Here is a 22,867-nt window from a genome sequence, read left to right on the forward strand (position 1 = left end):
CCCTGCCTTGCCCCCATACTTCAGACATTCAACGGTTGACCATGGTCGAATCGTCAGCGACGTAGTCAGGAGCTTTTATGGACGCACGTGAATACCTCAACCGCAAGGGAGTCGGTCTGGAGCGAGAGCCGGAGCGCCCCAATACCCTGGAAGAGAAAGCCTGGGAGCGGGCGCGCGGCTCCGGTAACCAGCGCCCCAAGGCGGGTACGCCCCATGACTGGGAAGACTGGGAGCGTTTTCACGATGACCTGACCGAAGGCGTCGAGACCCTGGAGCAGAAAATCAACAAGGAAGCGCACCGCAAAGCGCTGGCCCGCGCTCAGGAGAAGGCCGAAGCGTCAGAGGCGAAGGCCTCGAATACGCAGGCCACAAGCACCCCAGCCCATGCCCCGGTGGGGCACTACACGCCGCCAGCGGTGGCGCAGCCTGCTTCTTTGAGCGTATCGCAGGCATCTCCTGGGCAGCCCCCCGTGCAGGAACCAGCTGCCTTGCGCCTGGCCTATCGCGCGCTGGCCATATTGCTGCCGCCTTTGGCGGTGGGGCTGACCGATGGCGGCGGACAGCGGGTGGCCACGGCGACGCTCCTGACCCTGCTGGGCTGGTTACCTGGGGTGATCTACGCCTGGCGCTGGCTTGGCCAGCATCGCACTGAGCGCTGATTTCCTCGCCGTGCCCATTGGCAGCCAACGATAACTGCGTATAATCTCCGTCAACTTTTAATGTTTTTCGGGGTTTACTGATGAGCTATCTGGTCGGTGTCACGGCGCTTTGGGCTTTCTCTTTCTCCTTGATCGGCGTCTACCTCGCGGGGCAGGTGGACAGCTACTTTGCCGTTTTGATCAGGGTGGCACTCGCCATGCTGGTGTTCCTGCCGTTTTTACGGCCGGGCCTGCTGCAGGGTAAGCAGCGGCTGGCACTGATGGCGCTGGGCGCCATTCAGCTGGGCGTCATGTACACCTTCTTCTACCAATCCTTCCTGCTGCTGTCGGTGCCGGAAGTCCTGCTGTTCACCATTTTCACCCCCGTGTATATCGCCCTGCTGGATGACCTGATGTTCAAGCGATTCACGCCCATTTATCTGGTCACTGCGCTGCTGGCGGTGCTGGGTGCCGGGGTGATCCGCTACGACGGCATTGACAGCGGCTTCTGGCTGGGCTTTCTGGTCGTTCAGGGGGCCAACCTGTGCTTTGCGATTGGTCAAGTGGGCTATCGCCGTTTAGCGGCAGACCTGCCGCCCACCCTGGCCTGGCACAACGTGTTTGGCTGGTTCTTCATCGGCGCCATGCTGGTGGCGTTGCCGGCCTTCCTGCTGTTCGGCAACGTGTCAGCGCTACCCAGCACTCCGGTGCAGTGGGGCGTGCTGGCATGGTTGGGTCTGGTGGCCTCCGGGGTGGGCTACTTCGCCTGGAACCAGGGCGCCACCCGGGTGGATGCGGGCACCCTGGCCATCATGAACAACGCGCTGGTGCCTGCCGGGCTGGTGGTCAACCTGGTCATCTGGAACCGCGATGCAGACTTGGGCAAGCTGTTGCTGGGCGCGGCCATCATGGGGGCGTCTCTGTGGCTCAACCACTGGTGGCTGCAGCGCCGCAAGGTTGCCCTGGCCTGACCCAAGCTGCTGATTTTACGGCGTGGCAGGGGGCATCGCCACGCCGTCGGATTTGCCCGATACCTCGTGACTCCCCATAATGTGGGCTGATGCCAGCGAGAGTCGCCCATGTCTCATACCTCAACCTCACAAACCGCCGCCGGGCGCCAGCGTCCAGCCACGCCGCCGTTCAAGACCATTGGCCTGATTGGCCGCCTGGGCAGCGACAAGGTGCTGGACTCGCTCCAGCGCTTGGTGGATTACCTGGTTGGCCATGGCTACAAGGTGCTGATCGAGGACCGTACCGCCACCGCGCTGCCGCATCATGGCCAGCCGGAAGCCAGTCGTCGCATGCTGGGCGAGCTGTGCGATCTGGTCATCGTGGTGGGCGGCGACGGTAGCTTGCTGGGCGCCGCCCGTACCCTGTGCCGCAGTGGCACGCTGATTCTGGGCGTCAACCGCGGGCGGCTCGGCTTCCTGACCGATATCTCCCCCGACGAGCTGGAGCAGCGCGTGGGGGAGGTGCTGGCAGGCGAGTTCGAAATAGAAGAGCGCTTTCTGCTGGATGCCGTGCTGTACCGCAATGGCGTGGCGGTGGGTAACGGCGAAGCGCTCAACGAAGTCGTCGTGCACCCTGGCAAAGCGGTTCGCATGATCGAATTCGAGCTGTTCATCGATGGCCAGTTCGTCTACAGCCAGCGCAGCGATGGATTGATCGTCGCTACGCCGACTGGCTCGACGGCCTATGCGCTTTCCGGTGGGGGCCCAATCATGCACCCCAAGCTGGATGTGGTCACGCTGGTGCCCATGTTCCCGCATACCCTCTCCAGCCGTCCGATCGTGATCGATGCCGCCAGCGAGATTCGTATACACATCGGCGAAACCAACCAGACCTACCCGCATATCAGTTGCGACGGGCAAACCCGCGCGGTGGCCAAGCCCGACGATGTGCTGGTGATTACTCGCAAGCCGGAGCGCGTTCAACTGGTACACCCCTTGGGGCATAACTTCTATGAAGTGCTGCGCAGCAAACTCGGTTGGAGCCATCGGCTAGGAGATTGACATGGAGGGGTACGATCTCATTGGTGATGTCCACGGCTGCGGTGCCACACTGGCCTCGCTGCTGGAGAAGCTTGGCTACCATCAGCGCAAGGGCGTGTATCGCCACCCGCGCCGCAAGGTGATCTTCCTGGGGGATCTGATCGATCGCGGCCCACGCATTCGGCTGGCGGTGTCCATTGCGCGGCGCATGGTCGAGGAGGGCGAGGCGCATATCGTCATGGGCAACCATGAATACAACGCCCTGGCCTATATGCACCCGGCCCCGCCAGGCAGCGCCAAGCGCTGGCTGCGCGAGCATACGCCGCGCCATAATCGCATCATTCAGGATACCCTCGACCAGTATCGTGACCATACCAACGAATGGGAAGATACCCTGGCCTGGTTCAAGACCATTCCGCTGTGCCTGGAACTGGACGGTATCCGGGTGGTGCACGCCTGTTGGGACGACGAGCTGATTCGCCAGCTTCGCCAGCGCTCCCCGTCTGCCCAACTGGACGACCGCTTTCTGGTGGAGTCCACCGACCCCTCGACCCAGGCGTTCCGAATTCTCGACCGCCTGACCCGTGGCCCGCACATTCGGCTACCGGAGGGCGTGGCCATCCACTCGGGCGACGGCTTTACCCGCCAGACCTTTCGCGCGCACTTCTGGTCGGCCAACCCGCAGCAGTGGGGCGATGTGGTATTCCAGCCGGATAACCTGCCGGGAGACCTGGAGACGCGGCCATTGACGCTGCAGGAGCGCGAGCGGCTCAGCTATTACGGCCCGGAGCAGCCGCCGCTGTTCATCGGCCACTACTGGTGCGAGGGCATTCCCGCCTTGCCCGCCGCCAATATCGCTTGCCTGGACTACAGTGCGGTAAAATTTGGTCGGCTGGTGGCCTATCGCTGGAGCGGTGAACGCCAGTTGAATGCCGATCATTTCGTCTGGATTCAAGTGCCTAGAGAAGAGCGGGCATTGCCCAAGCCCTGGGAGATCGATTTTGATTGACCCTTTTGAGTAATTATTACAATTGGTTACATAATTTTTGCAAAACTGCTGAACTAACCCTGCTGCCGGCTATCAGAGTAAGTGTTCCCTTGAATGATCCCTTGCTTTTATCCGGCGGCCCCCTCCGCCGGATTTTTTTGCGTATCCGATGGCAAACGTGCGCGTAAGCGTCATGACCACTGGTTAAAAGGAAGATGTCATGCACCCCGTCATGCTCTTGCCCCCCGATGCAGACACTCAAGCGCTGCGCAAGGCCCTATGGCATTACCGGATAGGCCATCGCATCACCGATGAAGAAGACGGCCAGCTCCTCTGGGTGGCTGACCCGCGCCAATACGATGAGCTCCGTGCCCTGGTGGCTCGCTGGGAGCGAGGCGACGAGCTGATCAGCGACGCTGCGCCACCCAAGCGCTCGCTGCCCGCCCAAGGGCTGGTCGCGACTCTGCGACAAGTACCGGTGACGGCGCTGATGATTCTGATCAGTCTGGCCGTATTTGCATTGACCGGGATCTGGGGCGACCTGTTGATCGTCTCTTTGACCATCGTGCCGGTGGGTGTCTCTGGGGGGCAACTGGTCTACGGTTCGCTGCCCGATACCTTGCTCAGTGGTCAGGTGTGGCGCCTGCTGTCACCGGCTTTTCTCCACTTTGGCTGGATGCACCTGATCTTCAACCTGATGTGGGTGTGGTATTTCGGCCAGCAGATCGAACGGCGCCAGGGCAGCAAAACGATGCTGCTATTGCTGTTGCTGGCGGGCATCGGAGCTAACCTTGCCCAGTACATGACCGGCACGGTGCTGTTTGGTGGCATGTCCGGGGTCGTCTATGCGCTTTTGGCGCATGTGTGGCTGATGTCCCGGCGTGCCCCAGGCAGCGGTTTTTTCGTGCCGCAAATGCTGGTGGTCTTCATGCTGGGCTGGATGGTCTTTACCATGACCGGCATTGCAGGCACCGTGGGCTTTGGCAACGTTGCCAACGAGGCGCATTTGGGTGGCCTGCTCGTGGGGCTGGCAACCGGCTGGTATTATTCTTCCCGCTTCAAAAAGCTTTGAGCAACCCGCAAAAGAGGTGCTGACCGTGAGTGACATGACGTTCGACAAGATGATTCATCAAATGACGCCCACCATCTATGAAAGCCTCAAGCAGGCGGTTGCCCTGCGCAAGTGGCCGGATGGGCGTCGCCTGACCGCCGAGCAGACCGAGCTCTGCCTGGAGGCGGTGATGCGCTATGAAATGGAAAACAACGTGCCCGAAGCCAATCGGGTGGGCTACCTGGAGCGCCGCACCTGTGGGGCGGGTGCCACGGGGGCGGGCGTCAGCCCGGAAATGGCAGGCCTGGCTCGGGATGCCACCCGTGACTGATGATTTGTTTGCCACCGATGCTACGCCGGTGCAGGGGTGTCTGCAGAAAATGGCGGCCAGTGTGCCAGGCCGCAAGGATGCCGAGGTGGTGTACCACCTGCGTGCCGGGGAGCATCGGGTTGGCCTGAACGAGCGGGTAGGGTCGTTCATACGCCTGCACTGGAGCGGGGCCATTGCCTGCACTCACTGCGGGCGCGCCACCAACAAGAGCTTTGCTCAGGGGTATTGCTACCCGTGTTTCAAGCGCTTGGCCCAGTGCGATACCTGCATCATGAAGCCGGAAACCTGCCACTACTACCAGGGCACCTGCCGCGAACCCGAGTGGGGCGAGGCCCACTGTTTCCAGCCCCATATCGTTTATCTCGCCAACTCCTCGGGGCTGAAGGTGGGCATCACCCGCAAAACCCAGATGCCTACCCGCTGGCTGGATCAGGGAGCCATTCAGGCGCTGCCCATTCTGGAGGTCGATACGCGGCAGCAGTCCGGCATGGTCGAAATGCTGTTCAAGGAGCAGGTCGCCGACCGCACCAACTGGCGGGCCATGTTGAAAGGCGAGGTGGCCACGCTGGACCTGTGTGCAGAGCGAGACCGTCTGTTGAGCGTATTGGCCGATGGGCTGGCGCAACTGCGCCAGGTGCACGGTGAGGATGCCATTCGTGAACTGGATGAAACGCCTCACCACTTCCACTACCCGGTGGAGGCTTTTCCACGCAAGGTGGTGTCGCACAATTTCGATAAGCAGCCACAGGTAGAGGGTGTCTTGCAGGGCGTGAAAGGGCAGTATCTGATACTCGATACCGGCGTGATAAATCTTCGTAAATTCACGGGTTACGAGATTATCGTTAGCTAAACGCCTAGCCAGAGTGGCCAGTGTTGTCTAAGGTTAACGGAGTTATTTCTCCCCCTGCCCAATGCAACGCAAGGAAGCCGCAATGCCCTGGCTAAAATTGCTTCACATTGCCGCACTGGTTATCTGGTGCGGTTCGCTGCTTTACTTACCTGCGCTGCTGAGTCACGCCCTTCAGCTGCGCAAGGACGCTGGATTTGCGCAGGGCTCACCGCCCATGCCGCGCTACTTCTACAACTCCGTTGCCACCCCTGCCGCGCTGCTGGCCATTGCGTCGGGCACGCTGCTGTTCCTGCTTCACGGGCTAATGGGTGGGTGGCTGATCTTCAAGCTGGCTGCGGTGGTCGCCATGGTGGCTGCCCATGGCTGTTTTGGCTGGCTGATTCTACGTCTGGAAATGGGCATCTATCGCGGTGTGAAACCCGCCAACCTGCTGGCGCTGTTGCTGGCAGTGGCGGGTATTCTGGCCGTACTGGGCTTCGTGCTGGCCAAACCACTTGATTGGAGTTAGCCGATGCCCATGAGCAGGTGGTCAGTCGACATCCACGCCCACGGCGTGTTCATAAACCAGTTGGCCGCCCAGCCAGCCGGCCAGCGCAATCAGTCCTCCGGTCAGCAGCGATACCGCCAGCCCCCAGGGCAGGATCGCGTCGGGCTCGTTGAAGCGCAGCAGCCAGTTGAACGACGCCAGCGAGAGCATCACCACCGCCACGATGGCGTGGCTCCAGCCGGTAATCAGACGCCGAATGCGCGACACCGTGACCAGATCGATGATACCGGCTATCGAGGCGACCCAGCCGCCAAAGGCGCCGACGCCCGCCAGCCACAGGCCGCTGCGCATCCAGAAGGGGTCTTCGGTATACCAGTAGGCCAGGTCGCTTGCCACCAGGGCCATCAGGGCAGCAACGGGGAAGTGAATCATTACGGGGTGCAGCGGGTGGCCAGCCAAAGAGGCTCGGCTTTTGATCGAACGTTGGGGAGTTGGCGCCATGGTCACTTCCTGTGGGCAGACTAAAGGGAAACAGCATATGAGGGAACGCAACAGCAATATAGCCTCGCCCAACATTCAACGCGTTACGGGTCGGCGGGTCAACCGGATAGCCATTTTGGCGGTTCTCGGACTGGCCCTGTTGACCGCTGGCTGTGCGGGCGATAAGTCCATTCTAGACCCCGCTGGGCAGGCTGCACGAGATGTTGCCCTGATTTGGTGGATCATGTTGACCTTCAGCACCGTGGTACTGGCGGTCATCACGGGGCTGTGGCTGTTTGCCTTCAAGCCTAGGGACGTCACCCGCACGCCTTCCCAGGAGCGCAAGGTGGCTCGCCACTGGATTCTGGGCGGCGGTATCCTGCTGCCCGTGGCCAGCATCGTGGCGCTGCTCGCCTTTGGCGTGCCCGCCGGTCAGCGCATGCTGGCCATTGGCGAACCCGGCGAGGTGATCGAAGTCATCGGCCACCAGTGGTGGTTCGAAGTGCGCTACCCCAATGCCGAAGGCGGCGAGGTGGTCACCGCCAACCATCTGGTGATGCCGGTCGGCGAGCCGGTGGACTTCCACGTGACCGGCGCCGACGTCATCCATGGTTTCTGGATCCCGCGTCTGGGCGGCAAGGTCGACATGATTCCCGGCCGGGAAAACCGCATTCGCCTGCAGGCAGACATTCCTGCCGTCTTCGGTGCCCAATGCGCCGAGCTGTGTGGCATCGGGCATGCCCATATGCACCTGTTCGTCGAAGCCCTGCCCCGGGAAGAGTACGACGCCTGGCTGGCCGAGCGCCAGCAGGACGCGCTGGCAGCAGCGGCTACGGCCAATGCCGCCGACGACGAGGCGCGCAGCGCGTTCATGACCCACTGTGCCAGCTGCCATACGGTGGCCGGGGTCAGTGGTGGCACGCTGGGGCCCGACCTTTCCGACGTGGGCAGCCGAGCGACGCTGGGCGCTGGCGTGATGGCCATGGACGATGGCGCCATCAGCCAGTGGCTGCAGCATCATCAGACGCTGAAGCCCGGTAACCTGATGCCGTCCCACGATGATATCGACACGGACACCCTGGACAGCCTGGGTGCTTGGTTGGAGACCTTGAACCCATGAGTAGCGTTAGTCAAAAAGCCGTTGAGCAGGACCCGAAGCAGCTCCACGAAGACCTGCACGATATCTGGGGCAACCCCAAGGGGTTGAAGGCACTGACCATCGTCAACCATACGACGCTGGGCCTGCGTTTCATGATCACCGGGATGGTGTTTTTCCTGATCGGCGGCATCCTGGCCATGCTGGTGCGTACCCAGCTGGCCATGCCCGATCAGGATTTCATGTCGCCGGATATCTACAATCAGGTCACGACCATGCATGGCACGGTCATGATGTTCCTGTTCGCCATCCCCATGCTGGAGGGCTTGGCGATCTACATGATCCCCAAGATGATCGGCGCGCGAGACCTGGTATGCCCACGGCTGACCTCGCTGGGCTACTGGTGCTACCTGTTCGGCGGCATCATTCTGACCTCCAGCCTGATTCTGGAAATCGCTCCTTCCAGCGGCTGGTTCATGTATACCCCGCTCAGCAGCAGCGAGTTTTCCCCTGACCTCGGCCCTGATTTCTGGCTGTTGGGGATTACCTTCGTGGAAATCTCGGCGCTTTCTGCCGGGGTGGAAATCGTCGTCTCCATCTTGCGCACCCGTACCCAGGGCATGGCGCTGCATAAAATGCCGCTGTTTGCCTGGTACATCCTCGCCATGGCGCTGATGATCGTGGTGGGCTTTCCGCCGCTGATTCTGGCCAGTGTCATGCTGGAACTGGAGCGCGCCGTCGGCATGCCGTTTTTCGAGGTGGCCAGTGGTGGCGATCCGATTCTGTGGCAGCACTTGTTCTGGCTGTTCGGACACCCTGAGGTCTATATTATCTTTCTCCCGGCGGCGGGGATCATTTCGACGCTGATTCCAGTCTTCGCCGGCAGGCCCATCGTCGGCTATGGCTGGGTGGTCTTTGCCATTATCGTCACGGGGTTCATCAGCTTCGGTCTGTGGGTTCACCACATGTTCACCGTGGGCATTCCCCAGCTGGCGCAGGCCTTCTTCTCGGCGGCCAGTATGCTGGTGGCAGTGCCCACGGCCATTCAGGTGTTCGTGTGGCTGGCCACGCTATGGCTGGGCAAGCCCAAAATGAAGCTGCCCATGCTGTGGGTGCTGGGCTTTCTGATCATCTTTGTCTGTGGTGGCTTGACCGGGGTCATGCTGGCGCTGGTGCCGTTCAACTGGCAGGTGCACGATACCCACTTCGTGGTGGCGCACATGCACTACGTGCTGGTGGGGGGCATGTTCTTCCCGCTGATTGCCGGGCTCTACTACTGGCTGCCGCTGTTTTCCGGGCGCATGCCCTCTGAGAACCTGGGCCGCTGGGGTTTCTGGCTGACGTTCCTGGGCTTCAACGGCACCTTCCTGATCATGCACTGGACCGGGCTTCTGGGGATGCCGCGCCGAGTCTACACCTACGATACCGGCATGGGCTGGGATATCTACAACCTGCTTTCGTCGGTCAGCAGCTTCGTCATGTCTGCCGGTATTGCCATGGTGCTGCTGGATATTGCGCTGCACTTCCGCTTTGGCAAACCCGCCAAGCAGAACCCCTGGAACGCCGATACGCTGGAGTGGGCCAACACCATGCCGCCCAGTGCCTACAACTTCGTCAGCCTGCCCAGGATCGAAACCCGTCACCCCCTGTGGGATGACCCCAACCTGCCTGTCACCATGGCAGAAGGGAAGCACTCGCTGGCGGTGGCCACCCACGGGCGGCGTGAGATGTGGGGCACTGACCCTATCTCCGGCAAGGTGCGTGAAATCATCCACCTGCCGGGTAACTCCTGGTGGCCGCTGTTTGCTGCCATGGCGCTGGCGGTGGTGTGTATCAGCCTTCTGGTGCGGGTCTATGCGCTGGCCGGTGTCTTCGTGCTGATTGCCGGGGTGTTCCTGCTGCGCTGGTCCTGGGAGAACGGCGCGCACCCCAAGGCCTCGCCGGATGCCGATGTGTCACCCGGTGACCCGCCGCTGCACTCTCGCACCATGGATGGCCCGGGTGTGTGGGCCATGGGCACCTTCCTGATTGCCAACGGCTCGTTCTTCCTCTCGTACCTGTTTGGCTGGTTCTATCTGTGGACCGTCTCCCCGGAGTGGAGCATGCCCGACACATCGCCACTGTCGTTGGTGGGGCTGGTGGTAGCGGCTCTGGCCATGACGGCGGGCTACATCGTGATGGTCAAAATGATTCGCGGACTGCGCCGCCAGCAGGATGCCGGGCTTGCCAGCGGCTTCTATCTGGCCGGTACGCTGGGGGCTGTGCAGGTGGCCGTGACCACCTGGGTGATGCTGGCCGCCGATTTGGCTCCCACCGAGACCACCCACGATGCCGTGCTGCTGTTGGGCCTGATTTATGCCCTGTTCCACGGCGGGCTGGCGGTCGTGCTGACGGTCATGCAGGCGCTGCGGGTGCGCTACGGCTACGTGGGGGCCCACGCGCCGTTCGAACCTGCCGTGGTGGTACAGCTGTGGCGCTACAACGCCGTGGTGTTCTGGATCCTGGTGGGCTCGCTCGCTGTGCTGCCCCGCGTCATTGGAGGTTGAGGCCATGTCACCTTTACTCGAGCGCTTGAGGTTGACGCATCCCATCCACTTCGTGGTGGGCCTGACAGTATGGTGCATCTGGTTCATCGCCGTCTATGGAGGCCACGCCGTGGCCTGCGAGGTGGCGGCTCCCGCCACGGAGCGTGGCGTGTTCACGCTGCTCAATGGCTGGATGCTGCTGCTGAGTCTCGTCACGACCGCGCTGCTGGCGGCGCTTACCTGGTGGTGCTGGCAAGCGGGCCAGCGCCATCAGGGGCGCGCCCGGTTCAATGCCGTGGTTTCGGCGGGGTTGTATCTGTTCTCCGCGCTCAGCGTGGTGTTCGTGGCGCTGCCGATCATAGGCATTCCGCCTTGCGTGTAACGTGACCTTGAGCGACGCATCGGCCACGCACGCGGCCCAACCCGACGGCCTGGAAGCACCGCTGTATACGCTGCACGGCATGTGGTGCACCAGCTGTGCGCTGGCGGTGGAAGGAGCGCTCAAACAGCAGCCGGGCGTGCTCGACGCCAGCGTTCACTACCCGACCGCCACCGTGTGGGTGAAGGGTGAGCCCGATGCCACGGCGCTGGACGCACTGGCGCCCAACGTGGCGCGGCTGGGCTATCGGCTGGCGCCGTTGGAAGACCTGCAGGACGCCCATGCCCGGCTGGAGCAGGAAAGCCGTTACTTGACCCTGCGCTTGATCGTCGGCTCGGTGTTTGGCATGTGGACCATGCTGGCCTCGCTGCTGATCTACGCCGGGGCCATGCCCACGGCCGCGCTGGAGAGCGTGCTGGCCTGGGTGTCGGGTGCCTTTGCGATTCCTGTGGTGAGCTATGCCGGGCTGCCTTTCTACCGGGCGGGCTGGCGCACACTGCGGGCAAGGCGGCCCGGCATGGACGTGCTGGTGAGCCTGGGCGTGCTGGGCGCCGTAGTGGTATCGCTGGGCCTTTTGTGGCGTGGCTCGGTAGAGGTCTATTTCGATACGGCGGTGATGCTCATCGTCCTGCTATTGGTGGGGCGGCTGGTCGAAACGCTGTGTCGTCAGCGGGGCTTGAAAGCCTTCGATGCGCTGGCGCTGCCCGATACGTCGGTGCAGGTGCTGCATCAAGGGCAGGTTCAGGAAACCGCCATCGAGGAGGTCACGCTGGGCCAGCGCATTGCCGTTGCCCCAGGCGACGTGGTGCCGCTGGATGGCACCCTGGAGACCGACGGCTGGCTGGACACCGCCACGCTGTCCGGTGAAAGCCAGCCGCGCTTCGTGGGTGCCGGGCAGCCAGTGTATGCAGGCTGTCGTTTTATGGGCCGCGGTGGGCAGGGCGGCTCGCTGGAACTGACCGTGACCGCCACGGCGGGCCAGCGGCGAATGGACAAACTGTGTGACCAGATGCGTCGCTTTCAAACGCAAAAAGGCGAGCTGCACACCCTGGCCGAACGGTTTGCCGCCTGGCTGAGCCCCGCCGCGCTGGTGTTGGCGGCAGTGACTCTGCCCATTGCCTGGCTGATGGGCGTGGGGTGGGACGAGGCGAGCGTGCGCGCGCTCTCGGTGCTGGTGGTGGCTTGCCCCTGCGCCGTGGGTCTGGCTGTGCCGCTGGCAAGCCTGGCGGGCAGCAGCCAGGCCACCCAGCAGGGTATTGCGCTGCGCGACCCTGCCGCGCTGGAAGTGTTGGCCAAGGTGCGCTCGGTGGCGTTCGACAAGACCGGTACTTTGACCCAGGGGCAGCATCGCGTGCTGCACGCGATGCTGCGCGAGGGGGCTGACGACGCAGGGTTTCGCCTACAGTTGGCCGTGGCAGTCAGACAGAGTGAACACCCGCTGGCGAACGGACTGCGCCACTGGGCAAGCGGCACCTCGCGGGCGCAGGTGGAGGTTCATGAAACGCCGGGGGCCGGGCAAACCATCACCTTCGCCGATGGCCACACCTGGTGGCTGGGCAGTACCGCGTGGCTGGCCCAACAGGGCAAGGAGATCCCCGCCGATGCAAAGCACCCGGCATATGGCTTTGCATCCGAGGTGCTGGTGGCGGATGAGCAAGGATGGCTGGCCACCCTGTACCTGGCCGACCAGCCCGTGCCGGATGCCCAGATCACGCTTGCCCAGTTACAGGATGCCGGTTACGTGTTGGCGCTGATCAGCGGAGATCGCCAGGGCCCGGTGCAGTGGCTGGGCCAGCGCGTTGGGCTACCGCGGGAAGCGTGCTATGCCCAGCGCTCCCCGGAGGCCAAGGCACGTTTGCTGGAGGCGCTGCCATCGCCCACGCTGTACGTGGGAGATGGGGTCAACGACACGCTGAGCCTGGCAGCAGCAGCGGTGGGCGTGGCCCCGCTGCACGCCAGCGACGCTGCCCGGGAAGGGGCCGCTGCGCAACTGCTGTATCCTGGTATTGCGGGGGTCGCCAGGCTGTTGAGGGTTGCCCAGCGAACGCGTCGCATCATGGTCCAAAACCTGCTGTTATCGGCGCTCTATAACACTCTGGCGCTGGGGTTGGTGGTCACCATGGCCATTCCCCCGCTGGTCGCTGTGCTGGCCATGGCCGCCAGTTCCCTCAGCGTCACACTCAACGCCGCGAGGCTGACCTGGGCCGAGCCCGATGCGCTTGGGCCTACTCACGGTAGCCCAACGCCTCACCCAGCCGCTGAGCATGTTGCGCCACCCAGCGCGGATCGATCGCGCCCCATTGCTTGATGACGTAGTGGCCGATGTTATGGCGCTCGCCGTCGCCTTTTTCGAACACGCACTCGATGTCCAGTTCGCTCAGCGAGGCAATGGTATCCTGAGCCGTGCGCCTGGGCATGCCGGTGGCTTCCATCAGCGCAGGCACGCTGGAAATACCTTGTTCGATCAAGTGGGCCACGTATAGGCGGCGGTAAAAGCTGGATTTTGTTTTACTGAGCGACATAGCGAGGGCGTCTTCTTGGTGATGTGTACTCCAGCAGTCTAATCAAATAAATCCCCCTGTGCCCGCGGTGGCCGAAAGTCACGGGTGTTCAAGCCCTGCTCGGTGCGCGATTGCATGTTCCATTGACGGCTGGCGCGTTGGAAACGCTGGGCGATCAGGTCGGCAAAAACCCCTTCCCCACGAAAGCGCTTACCAAACCGTGCATCGTAGTTCTGGCCGCCGCGACACTGGCGCATCAAGCTCATGACCTTGGCGGCGCGTTCCGGGTAATGGGCGTTCAGCCAGGCTTCGAACAGAGGGGCGACTTCATGGGGCAGTCGCAGCAGCATCCAGGTCGCGGTACGCGCCCCCGCCCGGCTGGCCGCTTCGAGGATGCGCTCGATTTCATGGTCGGTGAGTCCCGGGATGATCGGTGACACCAGCGTGCCTACCGGTATGCCTGCCGTGTTCAGCTCGCGAATGGCTCTCAAACGTGCCTGGGGCGATGCCGCCCGAGGCTCCAGCGTGCGCTTGAGGTTGGCGTCCAGGCTGGTCAGGCTGACGAACACCCGCACCAAGCGGTGCTCCGCCATTTCCGCCAGCAGGTCCAAGTCACGCAGGATCAGCGTGCTCTTGGTCACCAGAGTGACCGGGTGGCGACAGGCCAGCAGCAGCTCCAGCAGGCGCCGGGTCGTCTGGTATGTGGCTTCCAGCGGCTGGTAGCAGTCGGTGTTGCCAGACAGGTTGATAGGGCGGCACACATACTGCGGATGGCAAAGCTCCTCTTTCAGATGCTCGACCAGGCCGCTGCGGGCGATCAGTCGGGTTTCAAAATCGAGCCCCGGCGACAGGTCCCAATAGGCGTGGGAAGGGCGGGCATAGCAATACACGCAGCCATGTTCGCAGCCACGGTAAGGGTTCAGGGAGCGGTCAAAGGGCAGATCGGGTGAGCGGTTCCAGGAGAGCGCGCTTTTGCTGGGCTCTTCGCGCACTTCGGTAGCCAGCGATGGGTGAGCTTCCTCTTGCCACCAGCCATCGTCCTCCATGACGCTGCGGGTCGGTGAAAAACGGTTATGGGGGTCGTAAGTGGCACCGCGACCTTTATGCACGGCGTATCGGGGAAGGTTATGAGCCGTCATCGGGAGCCTCGCGCTGAGCTACCTAAGATATGTGTATCCATACAGTATAGGGTGTTTGTCGTGCTCTGCAAGCAAGGGACATCGGTGCGCCATCAACTGTTTGCGCACCGCAGGCAATCTCGGTTTCGATACCTGGGTCGTGAGCGACGCGACGTTTACGTTTGCCAAGTGCGATTACGCGGGCACGGAGCGTACCGCCGATGAGGTGCACGCCATGTCGCTGGCCAATCTGGCGGGGGAGTATGCGCAGATCGTGGATACGCAAGGAGCGCTGGCGCGGTTTACCACTCGCCGCTGCGAATGATCGATGCTTCCTCGACGGCGGGGTTGTAGAGGTAGCACCAGGCATCGCCATGAGAGGTCGCCAGCACCGTCCGGTCGTACAACCCCTCTGTCGGAGAGTGGTGCAGGTAATCTTCCAGCTCATCGAGCCGGGCTAGCCGATCGGCATCGATGGCATACACTTCCACCACAACGCCTGTGGAGGGCATGAGCTTGGCGCCGGGGTAGGGGCCCAGGTCGTAAAGCGTAATCGCCGTCAAGCAGTCCTGGCCCAGCATGTCTGCGCCGCCCAGCCAATGATGATTGCGATGACCGTGCTTTAACGTGCCGTATACCGCCACGCGGGGGCAGCGTTGGATTGCCTGTTGTAGATGCTGCATGACGTTCACACCTTGTAAAACATGAGACGAGCCATTGCGAAAGCGCCTGGGCAGGTTGCCGAGGCGCTTTGCTTACTGAGCCATAAGCCTAACGCTTCTTGCGAGCGGGCTTTTTGTCTCCGGCTTCGGGGTCTGTGCGGTGTGCGGTGCCCGGGAAGTGGGCGCGGACGAGTTCCAGCAGGCCCTGGGTGGAGGCGTCGAAGTCGGCGGCGTTGGCGTCGATGCGCTCGCTGATCTCACCGGCAATGCGTTTGCCGAGCTGCACGCCCCACTGGTCGAAGGAGTTGATGTTCCAGATCACGCCCTGAACGAACACCTTGTGCTCATACAGCGCAATCAGCGCGCCGAGGTTCTTCGGCGTCAGCTCGTCCAGCAGCAGCGTGCTGGAAGGGCGGTTGCCGGGGCAGCTGTAGGGGTCCAGTTGGCTCAGTTCTTTGCTGTCGCCCTGGCTGCCTTCCATGAAGGCGTTGGCCTGGGCCAGCATGTTGGTGAGCAGGGCAAAGTGGTGGTCTTCCACGCCCGGCTCCGGCTTGAGCGAAGCGATGAAGTCGATGGGCACGTAGCGGGTGCCCTGGTGCAGCAGCTGGAAGAACGCGTGCTGGCCGTTGGAGCCGGTTTGCCCCCACACGATGGGGCCTGTTTTGTAATTCACCGGGTGGCCGAAAATATCCACCGACTTGCCGTTGGACTCCATGTCCAGCTGCTGCAGGAAAGAGGGCAGCTGGTTCAGCGCTTGGTCGTAGGGCACGATGGCCTGGGTTTCGGCGCCAATGAAGTTGATGTACCAAATGCCGATCAGCGCCATCAATACGGGCATGTTCTGGGCGAACGGCGCTTCGATGAAGTGGCGGTCCATCTCGTGGGCGCCTTCCAGCAGCTCGATAAAGCCTTCGAAGCCAATCGAAAGCGCAATGGGCAGGCCAATGGAAGACCACATGGAGTAGCGGCCGCCCACCCAGGCCCAGAATTCGAACACGTTCTCTTCACGGATGCCGAATTCCATGGCCGCTTTGCGGTTGGTGGAGGCGGCAATGAAGTGCGCCCCCACGTCGGCGTCTTCCCCGGCGTTCTCCAGGAACCAGCGCCGCGCAGTCTTGGCGTTGAGCAGGGTTTCCTGAGTGGAGAAGGTCTTGGTAGAAACGATGAACAGCGTGGTCGCGGGGTCGAGCCGTGAGAGCACTTTCTGAATGTGAGTGCCGTCCACGTTGGACACGAAGTGAAAGTGTAGCTCCGGATGCCGGTATTTCAGCAGCGCCCGCACCGCCATGTTGGGGCCCAGGTCCGAGCCGCCAATGCCGATATTGACCACGTCTTTGATACGCTGGCCGTTGTAGCCTTTCCACTCGCCGTTACGCACCGCCTCGGAGAACACCTTGATCTGCTCGCGGGTGCGGGTGATTTCGGGCATCACGTCTTCGCCGTCCACGTAGACCGGCTCGTCGCCCAGATGGCGTAGCGCGGTGTGCAGCACCGGGCGGTTTTCGGTGACGTTGATGATGTCGCCGGAGAACATCTGAGCGCGGCGCTGTACCAGGGCCGAGTGGTCGGCCAGTTCGATCAGCTTGGCCAGTACCGCATCAGACACCTGGTGCTTGGAGTAGTCCAGAAAAAGGCCTCCGACACGCAGGCTCATTTTTTCGAAGCGCTTCGGGTCGTGGGAAAAATAGTCGCGAATACGGTCGTTGGCGGTTTGATCGCGCAGGCGCTCTAGGGCCTGCCAGGTAACGCTGCGGGTGAGTTGAAACATAACGGGCGGTCCTATTTGTTTTTACATCGTTGTTTCAGATCAGAGGGGGCTCCAATCGTGATTCTTGTTTATGTAAAAATACTACATATCGGGCGCCATGAAAGCGCTTTGTAGCTTAAGTCGTTAGAAAAAGAGTAATAAAACTAGATTTGGTGCGAGCTGGGGGGCGTGACTACAAAAAGGGCGGGCCTGGGCCCGCCCCTGGTAAGGCCAATGTGCAACCGTTAGCTGGCCACCGCTACCTGTGCAGCACCGCGCTTGATGAACGCATAGCCCAGGCCAGTAATCAAGGAGCCCGCAATGATCGCCCCCAGGTAGAGGAACGCCGGGGTGATGGCGTTGGGGATCAGGAGCACGAAGATACCGCCGTGCGGCGCCATCAGCTGAGCGCCGATCAGCATGGAGAGCGCGCCGGTCACCGCACCACCCGCGATACAGGCCGGAATCACCCGCAGCGGATCTTTCGCGGCAAAGGGAATCGCGCCTTCGCTGATGAAGCACAGGCCCAGCACGAACGATGCCTTGCCCGCTTCCCGCTCAGGGGCAGAGAACTTGTTGCGCGCCACAAAGCTGGCGATGCCCATGCCAATGGCAGGCACCATGCCTGCTGCCATGATGGCCGCCATGGGCGCGTAGGTTTGCGATGCCAGCAGGCCCACGCCGAAGGTGTAGGCGGCTTTGTTGACGGGCCCACCCAGGTCGAAGCACATCATGGCGCCCAACAGAATGCCCAGCAGCACGGCGTTGGTAGAGCCCATGGAGGAGAGGAAACCGGTCAGGGCGGCCATGATGGCGGCCACGGGTTCGCCGATTACGTAGATCATGGTCAGGCCGGTGACCAGGCTGGCCACGAACGGGATGATCAGAATCGGCTTGAGGGATTCCACGCTGGCAGGCAGCTTGACGTACCGCGTCACGGCCAGCGCCACATAGCCGGCCAGGAAACCGGCCAGAATGCCGCCGATGAAACCGGCATCGATATTGGCGGCCAGCATGCCGCCGATCATGCCGGGGGCGATGCCGGGGCGGTCGGCAATCGAGTAGGCAATGTAGCCTGCCAGCACGGGAATCATCAGTGCAAAGGCGGTGCCGCCACCGATCTGCATCAATGCTGCCGCCAGGGTGCCCTCTTCCTGAAACGCTTCGATACCAAACACGAACGACAGGGCAATCAACAGACCGCCCGCCACGACCATGGGCAGCATGAAGGAAACGCCGGTCAGCAGGTGCTTGTATACGCCTTTTTCCTTGATACCCTTTTTGGCCGAGGCACCGCCAGCGGCGCTGGTGCCATCTTCCACCGCTGCGTCAGTCAGCGCGGCTTCCAGCGTCGGGCGGGGCTTTTTCAACGCGTTGCTGGTGGAGGTGCGATAAATGCGCTTGCCCGCAAAGCGAGAGGGGTCCACTTCGATGTCGCAGGCCAGCACGACCACGTCGGCAGCGGCGATCTCTTCATCGGTGAGTTTGTTTTGTGCGCCCACCGAGCCCTGGGTTTCCACGCGAATCTGGTGGCCCATGGCTTTGCCCGCTTCGGCCAGCGCTTCGGCGGCCATGAAGGTGTGAGCAACGCCGGTGGGGCAGGCGGTGACGGCAACGATACGTTGGCCGCCTGGGCTGCCAGCGGGGGCCGCTGCGGTGGTGGCTGGGGCGCTGTACAGGGGGGCGTCGCGTTTTGCCTGGGTCAAAAACGCCGTAGGATCGGGAAGGGCGCTGGCAATAGGCGCCTTGAACAGCCGCTTACCTTCGAAACGCTCCGGGGCCGGTACCTGGTCGGCGGCGACCACGATCAGGTCGGCGTTGGCGATCTGTGCGGCGGTGGCCGCCTGCAGAGGGGCAATTTCACCATGCATTTCCACATGGACGTGCCAGCCCAGCCGGGTGGCGGCTTGTTCCAGGCGCTTGGCGGCCAGGAAGGTGGTCGCCATGCCGCTGGGGCAGGCGGTAATCAGGATCAGGTTCATCGCGTGGCTCCCTCGGTGTGGGTGTCGTCAAGACGCCGTACCCGGGTCTGTTGTTGGAGTGAGTCGAAATCGTCGGCGTGGGGGTTGCCCACGCCAACATGGCGAACGGCTTCGGCAGACAGCGCCGTGGCGAAGCGCAGCGTGGCGTCGGGGTCGTGCTGGCTCAGCAGCCCATGCAGCATGCCTGCCACGAAGGTGTCGCCCGCGCACACGGTGTTGACTGCGTGAACGCTGGGCGGCGTCGAGTGCCAGGTGCCGTACTGGCTGGCCCACAAGACGCCTTCGGCACCGGCGGAAATCAGCGCGTGTTCGATACCGCTGGCATGCAGGCGCTGGGCAGCAGCTTGGCGCTGGGCATCGGAATCGAGGGCGTGCCCCGCCCACTCGGCCAGCTCGGTTTCATTGGGCTTCACCGCCGCAGGCTGGGCGGCGATGGCCGTCAGCAGTGCCGGACCGCTGGTATCCACCCACAGCGGCACGCCAAAGCCTTTCAGGAAATCGAGTAGCTCATTGAAGATGGCCGAGTCGATGCCCGGCGGCAGGCTGCCTGCCACGATGATGGCCTGCGGCGCAGTGTCCTCGAACAGGCCGTTGAGCGTCGTACGCAGAGCGCTGAGATGAGCTGCTTCAATGGGCATGCCGGGGCCGTTGATATCGGTCACCCGGCCGCTCTGCTCGGCAAGCTTGGCATTGATACGGGTGTTGCCCGGCACCCGCACGAAGGCGTCTTGAACGCCGTAATGCGGAAAGGCCAGACGAAAAGGGGCGTCGTTGTCCTGGCCCAGAAAGCCGCTGACGACCACCTCATGGCCAAGGCTGGCCAGCACCCTGGCGACGTTGACCCCCTTGCCCGCCACCTCCAGCTGGGCGTGAGTGGGGCGATTGACCTGCCCCAGCGTCAGCGTCTCCAGGTCGAAGGCGAGGTCCAGGGCTGGGTTCAGCGTGATGCAGACCACTCGTGCCATCAGCGAGCCTCCAGCGCATCGCGCACGTCATCGCTGGTTGCCTTGCTCAGGGCCAGCTGCGCCGTGGCCTGCGCTTCTGCCAGGTCGAACTCCCGCAGGCGGGCCTTGACCAGCGGGATCTGCCGCGCGCTGACCGACAGCTCGTCGACGCCGAGGCCCACTAGCACCGGAACCGCCATGGCATCCGATGCCAGCTCGCCACAGACGCCTACCCACTTGCCGTGGGCGTGGGCTGCGTCGACGGTCATCTGGATCAGCCGCAGTACGGCTGGGTGCAGGCCGTCGGCCTGGGCAGACAGCTCCGGGTGGCCGCGGTCGATGGCCAGGGTGTACTGGGTCAAGTCGTTGGTGCCCACCGAGAAGAAGTCCACTTCGGCGGCCAGCGTCGGTGCCAGCAACGCGCTGGAGGGCACCTCGATCATCACGCCAAGCTGCACGTCGGTGGCGCGCTGCTGCTCCGTGATCTCCTTGAGCAGTCGGTCGTAGATGGCTTTGACGGCGCGGAATTCGGCCACGTCCTTTACCATCGGCAGCATGATGCGCAGCGGTTTGCCTACGGCGGCCATCAGCAGGGCGCGAAGCTGCGTTTCCAGCACGTCCGGCTGGGTCAGCGCCAGGCGAATGCCGCGCAGGCCGAGGAAGGGATTGTCTTCCTGGGGGACTGGCCAGTAGGGCAGGGGCTTGTCGCCGCCCACGTCCAACGTTCGGGCGACCAGCGGTCGGCCAGCGAGTGCATCGGTGGCTTCACGGTACTCGGCGATCTGCGTCGCCAAATCCGGAGCGCTGGCGTAAGCCATGAACAGAAACTCGGTGCGCAGCAGACCAACGCCCTCGGCGCCACGCTCGACGGCATCGGCGGCGTGGGCCGTATTGCCCAGGTTGGCAGCGACCTCAACCCGGTGGCCGTCGCGGGTCTGGGCCTGCTCGAAGCGTAGCTCCCAGGCGTCGGCTTCACGCTGCTGCTGGTCGAGCAGCTGCTGTTCGGCGCGCCGCAGCCGCGCTTCGGAAGGCTGCGAGATCACGCGGCCGCGCTCGCCATCCAGAATCATCATGCCGCCGTCGGCCAGCGCCATGACCGCTTCGCCTGCACCCACCACTGCCGGGATACCCAGCGCACGGGCCAGAATGGCGCTGTGCGCGGTGGCGCCGCCGCGAACGGTGAGCAGGCCACGCACCCGAGAGGTGTCCAGGCGCGCTACATCGGAAGGGCCAATGTCGTCCATCACCAGAATGTAAGGGTGGTCGGGTGGCTCGGGCAGGGTCACGTCGCACAGCACACCCAGCACTCGGCGGCCGACGTCGCGCAGGTCGGCGGCCCGCTCTGCCAGCAGCCGGTCGGCCAGCATCTCCTGAGCACGGGCGGCGGTGTCGATGGCTTCCCACCAGCCAGCCTCCGCCGAGCGCCCTTCGCCGATGGCGTCCAGCGCCGCTTGACGCAGCTCGGGGTCGTCCAGCATCTCTTCGTGCATGGAGAGGATGTCGGCCACTTCACCGCCAGGTGCGTTATGCACCAGCGCCTGCAGCTGGGCGGCACCTTCCTGCAGCGCTGCACTCAGGCGGCGCGCTTCTGCCTCGGGGTCGCTGGCGTGCTCGGGATAGTCGAACGCCAGCGGACGAATGACGAACACCGGTGCAATGGCCAGCCCCGGAGACGCCGCCACGCCGGTATGCGGGGTATCGGCCGCCAGCGGCGTGATATCGGGCTGGCGGGTATCAGCGGCGGGGCGGGTCTCGCGGCCGCCATCGAAGGGCGTGACTTTCTCGCCCAGGCCCTCTTCCACGGCGGCGGCGAGAGCTTCCAGCGCGCTGTTGGCTTGTTCGCCTTCAGCGGAAAAAATCAGCCACTGGCCGCGGCGTGCGCCAAGGCCGATGACCTTGGTCAAACTGGCCGCCGAGACGGTGGTGGCGCTGCCCTCTTCCAGCCGAACGTTGATGGGCATGGTCTGGGCGCGGGCGATTTGCACCAGCTGTTTGGCCGGGCGGGCGTGCAGGCCGTGGGGGTTGAGAACGCGCACACGGCGTGTTTGCGTTTGGGCGGTTTCTCCCGCCAGTAGCGCCAACAGCTGGGCACTGCTCTTGCCCATCAGGCTTTCACTCTGGCCACTCTCCACCAGCGCCAGCAGCTGTTCGAGCAGCGGGCGGTGGCTGTCGCCGCTGGCCGCCAGGCAGAAGAGGGCGTGAACGGCGCGCCCGTCGTGTTCGATGGCATCGGCGGGCGTGGCTACGCCCAGCGCGGGCTGGCGTACCCCCGTTGCCTGGCTGGCGAGCCAGAGGCCTTTGCCCAACCACTGTGGCGCAGCGCTGGCCACGGCGCTGATGAAAGCATTGTCGACGCAGCCGCTTTGGCGCAGCCGGGCCGCGGCGGCCAAGGCCAGCTCCTGCGGCTCTCGGGCAGGGAAGTTGACACACAGGGTGTCGGCGTCCAGCCTGGGAGCCACGGCGGGGCGGGAAAGCAGCCGGGCCACGTCGGCGGCTGAACTGGCGTTGGCCAATTCGCTGGCCACGCCGTCTCGGTCCAGCACGTGGGTCAGTTGGCGCAGAATGTCCAGGTGCTCGTCATTTTGTGCAGCAATGGTGACCAGTACATGCACGGTGTTGCCATCATGCCACTGAACCCCTTGGGGGAACTGCAGCACGCGTACGCCGGTACGCTTCACTAGATGGCGGCTTTCCGGGGTGCCGTGGGGGATGGCAATGGCGTTGCCCAGATAAGTAGAGGACTGCGCCTCACGGGCATGCAGGCCATCGCGGTACTCGGCCTCCACCAGGCCAGCCTCGGCCAATGCCTTGGCGGCGCTATCGAGTGCAGCTTGCCAATCCTGCGCATGGCGGTCGAGCAAGATGTCATCAGGGCCGAGGGTCAGCATAGGGTTCTCCTGTAAACGCGGTCAGGCAACGGCAACGTCTGCGATTGGCGGCGAATGTGCGCGCATAAAACGTTAGTCGTAGAGCGTTGAGGTTAGCTGGATGAATCGTGTCACCTGTGTATAGTGGCTATGCTGAATCGATTCACTTTTAGACACAAGGCTTGTCTTTTTAGACTTTGGTCTGAAGAGGGTGAAACGGCTGCTAAACT

Annotated in this window: 21 protein-coding genes; 13 read left to right on the forward strand and 8 right to left on the reverse strand. The window is 63.2% G+C overall.

Translation table 11 applies throughout. From position 1 onward, the window contains the following. Positions 1-77: 77 nt before the first annotated feature. The 8 genes from IE061_RS15780 to IE061_RS15815 all read left to right on the forward strand — a co-directional run bounded on the left by IE061_RS15780 (position 78) and on the right by IE061_RS15815 (position 6,357). Complete coding sequence (locus tag IE061_RS15780; RefSeq protein ID WP_096922731.1) at positions 78-659, forward strand: YqaE/Pmp3 family membrane protein; 582 nt, start codon at positions 78-80, stop codon at positions 657-659. An 80-nt stretch (positions 660-739) separates the two neighbouring features. After that, positions 740-1,609: a carboxylate/amino acid/amine transporter gene (locus tag IE061_RS15785; RefSeq protein WP_096922732.1), complete on the forward strand. Its 870-nt coding sequence runs from the start codon at positions 740-742 to the stop codon at positions 1,607-1,609. Positions 1,610-1,717: 108 nt separating this feature from the next. Beyond that, a complete protein-coding gene (locus IE061_RS15790; RefSeq protein ID WP_039179466.1) occupies positions 1,718-2,650 on the forward strand; it encodes an NAD(+) kinase in 933 nt (310 codons plus the stop codon). A gap of 1 nt (position 2,651) precedes the next feature. Then, the gene (locus IE061_RS15795) at positions 2,652-3,638 is read left to right on the forward strand and encodes a metallophosphoesterase (RefSeq protein WP_039179469.1); all 987 of its coding nucleotides are present in this window, start codon (positions 2,652-2,654) and stop codon (positions 3,636-3,638) included. A gap of 199 nt (positions 3,639-3,837) precedes the next feature. Continuing rightward, entirely contained in the window at positions 3,838-4,689 is an 852-nt protein-coding gene (locus tag IE061_RS15800; RefSeq protein WP_144984446.1) for a rhomboid family intramembrane serine protease, read from the forward strand. A gap of 25 nt (positions 4,690-4,714) precedes the next feature. Continuing rightward, positions 4,715-4,999: a YeaC family protein gene (locus tag IE061_RS15805; protein WP_026001740.1), complete on the forward strand. Its 285-nt coding sequence runs from the start codon at positions 4,715-4,717 to the stop codon at positions 4,997-4,999. Further along, on the forward strand, positions 4,983-5,849 hold the full coding sequence (locus tag IE061_RS15810) for a DUF2797 domain-containing protein (RefSeq protein WP_039179475.1): 867 nt from the start codon (positions 4,983-4,985) through the stop codon (positions 5,847-5,849). Before IE061_RS15805 ends, IE061_RS15810 begins: the two co-directional genes overlap by 17 nt. A gap of 82 nt (positions 5,850-5,931) precedes the next feature. Next, entirely contained in the window at positions 5,932-6,357 is a 426-nt protein-coding gene (locus IE061_RS15815) for a CopD family protein (protein WP_039179477.1), read from the forward strand. A 21-nt stretch (positions 6,358-6,378) separates the two neighbouring features. Here IE061_RS15815 and IE061_RS15820 read toward each other — a convergent pair whose 3' ends face one another. Next, complete coding sequence (locus IE061_RS15820) at positions 6,379-6,837, reverse strand: DUF2231 domain-containing protein (protein ID WP_016914243.1); 459 nt, start codon at positions 6,835-6,837, stop codon at positions 6,379-6,381. Positions 6,838-6,874: 37 nt separating this feature from the next. On the opposite strand from IE061_RS15820, the gene coxB reads away from it, so the two are divergent. From coxB to IE061_RS15840, 4 genes are read left to right on the forward strand one after another with little or no spacing between them, the layout of a single operon-like run. Then, positions 6,875-7,936 carry a cytochrome c oxidase subunit II gene (gene coxB / locus IE061_RS15825; RefSeq protein WP_189463390.1) on the forward strand — a complete coding sequence of 354 codons (1,062 nt, stop codon included), beginning with the start codon at positions 6,875-6,877 and terminating at the stop codon, positions 7,934-7,936. Beyond that, on the forward strand, positions 7,933-10,458 hold the full coding sequence (gene ctaD, locus IE061_RS15830) for a cytochrome c oxidase subunit I (RefSeq protein ID WP_193462025.1): 2,526 nt from the start codon (positions 7,933-7,935) through the stop codon (positions 10,456-10,458). Before coxB ends, ctaD begins: the two co-directional genes overlap by 4 nt. Before the next feature lie 4 nt (positions 10,459-10,462). Then, positions 10,463-10,819 carry a hypothetical protein gene (locus IE061_RS15835; protein WP_016914240.1) on the forward strand — a complete coding sequence of 119 codons (357 nt, stop codon included), beginning with the start codon at positions 10,463-10,465 and terminating at the stop codon, positions 10,817-10,819. 1 nt (position 10,820) lies between these two features. Then, on the forward strand, positions 10,821-13,124 hold the full coding sequence (locus tag IE061_RS15840) for a heavy metal translocating P-type ATPase (protein WP_193462026.1): 2,304 nt from the start codon (positions 10,821-10,823) through the stop codon (positions 13,122-13,124). Here the strand turns inward: IE061_RS15840 and IE061_RS15845 are convergent. Then, on the reverse strand, positions 13,042-13,338 hold the full coding sequence (locus tag IE061_RS15845) for a winged helix-turn-helix domain-containing protein (protein ID WP_081135084.1): 297 nt from the start codon (positions 13,336-13,338) through the stop codon (positions 13,042-13,044). The genes IE061_RS15840 and IE061_RS15845 overlap by 83 nt on opposite strands. Positions 13,339-13,376: 38 nt before the next feature. Beyond that, the gene (locus tag IE061_RS15850; RefSeq protein ID WP_193462027.1) at positions 13,377-14,456 is read right to left on the reverse strand and encodes a PA0069 family radical SAM protein; all 1,080 of its coding nucleotides are present in this window, start codon (positions 14,454-14,456) and stop codon (positions 13,377-13,379) included. Between the two features lie 139 nt (positions 14,457-14,595). Between IE061_RS15850 and IE061_RS15855 the strand changes: the two genes are divergently transcribed. After that, positions 14,596-14,760, forward strand: coding sequence for an isochorismatase (locus IE061_RS15855; protein WP_230478491.1), 165 nt, complete (start codon positions 14,596-14,598; stop codon positions 14,758-14,760). On the opposite strand, the gene IE061_RS15860 is transcribed toward IE061_RS15855, so the two are convergent. The 5 genes from IE061_RS15860 to ptsP all read right to left on the reverse strand — a co-directional run bounded on the left by IE061_RS15860 (position 14,738) and on the right by ptsP (position 22,658). Beyond that, positions 14,738-15,118 (reverse strand): gamma-glutamylcyclotransferase family protein, encoded by a 381-nt coding sequence (locus tag IE061_RS15860; RefSeq protein ID WP_193462028.1) that lies wholly within the window; start codon positions 15,116-15,118, stop codon positions 14,738-14,740. The genes IE061_RS15855 and IE061_RS15860 overlap by 23 nt on opposite strands. An 88-nt stretch (positions 15,119-15,206) precedes the next feature. Continuing rightward, positions 15,207-16,865 (reverse strand): glucose-6-phosphate isomerase, encoded by a 1,659-nt coding sequence (gene pgi / locus IE061_RS15865; protein ID WP_081135071.1) that lies wholly within the window; start codon positions 16,863-16,865, stop codon positions 15,207-15,209. A 224-nt stretch (positions 16,866-17,089) separates the two neighbouring features. Further along, a complete protein-coding gene (locus IE061_RS15870) occupies positions 17,090-18,826 on the reverse strand; it encodes a PTS fructose-like transporter subunit IIB (protein ID WP_039179502.1) in 1,737 nt (578 codons plus the stop codon). Then, a complete protein-coding gene (gene pfkB, locus IE061_RS15875) occupies positions 18,823-19,791 on the reverse strand; it encodes a 1-phosphofructokinase (RefSeq protein WP_144984422.1) in 969 nt (322 codons plus the stop codon). Before pfkB ends, IE061_RS15870 begins: the two co-directional genes overlap by 4 nt. After that, a complete protein-coding gene (gene ptsP / locus IE061_RS15880; RefSeq protein ID WP_193462029.1) occupies positions 19,791-22,658 on the reverse strand; it encodes a phosphoenolpyruvate--protein phosphotransferase in 2,868 nt (955 codons plus the stop codon). The genes pfkB and ptsP overlap by 1 nt, the downstream gene beginning before the upstream one ends. Positions 22,659-22,867: the final 209 nt, after the last annotated feature.

It is taken from the genome of Vreelandella hamiltonii (assembly GCF_014651795.1).
GTDB lineage: Bacteria > Pseudomonadota > Gammaproteobacteria > Pseudomonadales > Halomonadaceae > Vreelandella > Vreelandella hamiltonii.

Bases quoted from the DNA above. Each gene is read 5' to 3' on its own strand.
- IE061_RS15780 (WP_096922731.1), top strand. From the start codon at position 78: ATGGACGCACGTGAATACCTCAACCGCAAGGGAGTCGGTCTGGAGCGA.
- ctaD (WP_193462025.1), top strand. From the start codon at position 7,933: ATGAGTAGCGTTAGTCAAAAAGCCGTTGAGCAGGACCCGAAGCAGCTC.
- pgi (WP_081135071.1), bottom strand. From the start codon at position 16,865: ATGTTTCAACTCACCCGCAGCGTTACCTGGCAGGCCCTAGAGCGCCTG.
- IE061_RS15785 (WP_096922732.1), top strand. From the start codon at position 740: ATGAGCTATCTGGTCGGTGTCACGGCGCTTTGGGCTTTCTCTTTCTCC.
- IE061_RS15820 (WP_016914243.1), bottom strand. From the start codon at position 6,837: ATGGCGCCAACTCCCCAACGTTCGATCAAAAGCCGAGCCTCTTTGGCT.
- IE061_RS15835 (WP_016914240.1), top strand. From the start codon at position 10,463: ATGTCACCTTTACTCGAGCGCTTGAGGTTGACGCATCCCATCCACTTC.
- ptsP (WP_193462029.1), bottom strand. From the start codon at position 22,658: ATGCTGACCCTCGGCCCTGATGACATCTTGCTCGACCGCCATGCGCAG.
- coxB (WP_189463390.1), top strand. From the start codon at position 6,875: ATGAGGGAACGCAACAGCAATATAGCCTCGCCCAACATTCAACGCGTT.
- IE061_RS15795 (WP_039179469.1), top strand. From the start codon at position 2,652: ATGGAGGGGTACGATCTCATTGGTGATGTCCACGGCTGCGGTGCCACA.
- IE061_RS15815 (WP_039179477.1), top strand. From the start codon at position 5,932: ATGCCCTGGCTAAAATTGCTTCACATTGCCGCACTGGTTATCTGGTGC.
- IE061_RS15810 (WP_039179475.1), top strand. From the start codon at position 4,983: ATGCCACCCGTGACTGATGATTTGTTTGCCACCGATGCTACGCCGGTG.
- IE061_RS15845 (WP_081135084.1), bottom strand. From the start codon at position 13,338: ATGTCGCTCAGTAAAACAAAATCCAGCTTTTACCGCCGCCTATACGTG.
- pfkB (WP_144984422.1), bottom strand. From the start codon at position 19,791: ATGGCACGAGTGGTCTGCATCACGCTGAACCCAGCCCTGGACCTCGCC.
- IE061_RS15860 (WP_193462028.1), bottom strand. From the start codon at position 15,118: ATGCAGCATCTACAACAGGCAATCCAACGCTGCCCCCGCGTGGCGGTA.
- IE061_RS15790 (WP_039179466.1), top strand. From the start codon at position 1,718: ATGTCTCATACCTCAACCTCACAAACCGCCGCCGGGCGCCAGCGTCCA.
- IE061_RS15850 (WP_193462027.1), bottom strand. From the start codon at position 14,456: ATGACGGCTCATAACCTTCCCCGATACGCCGTGCATAAAGGTCGCGGT.
- IE061_RS15800 (WP_144984446.1), top strand. From the start codon at position 3,838: ATGCACCCCGTCATGCTCTTGCCCCCCGATGCAGACACTCAAGCGCTG.
- IE061_RS15870 (WP_039179502.1), bottom strand. From the start codon at position 18,826: ATGAACCTGATCCTGATTACCGCCTGCCCCAGCGGCATGGCGACCACC.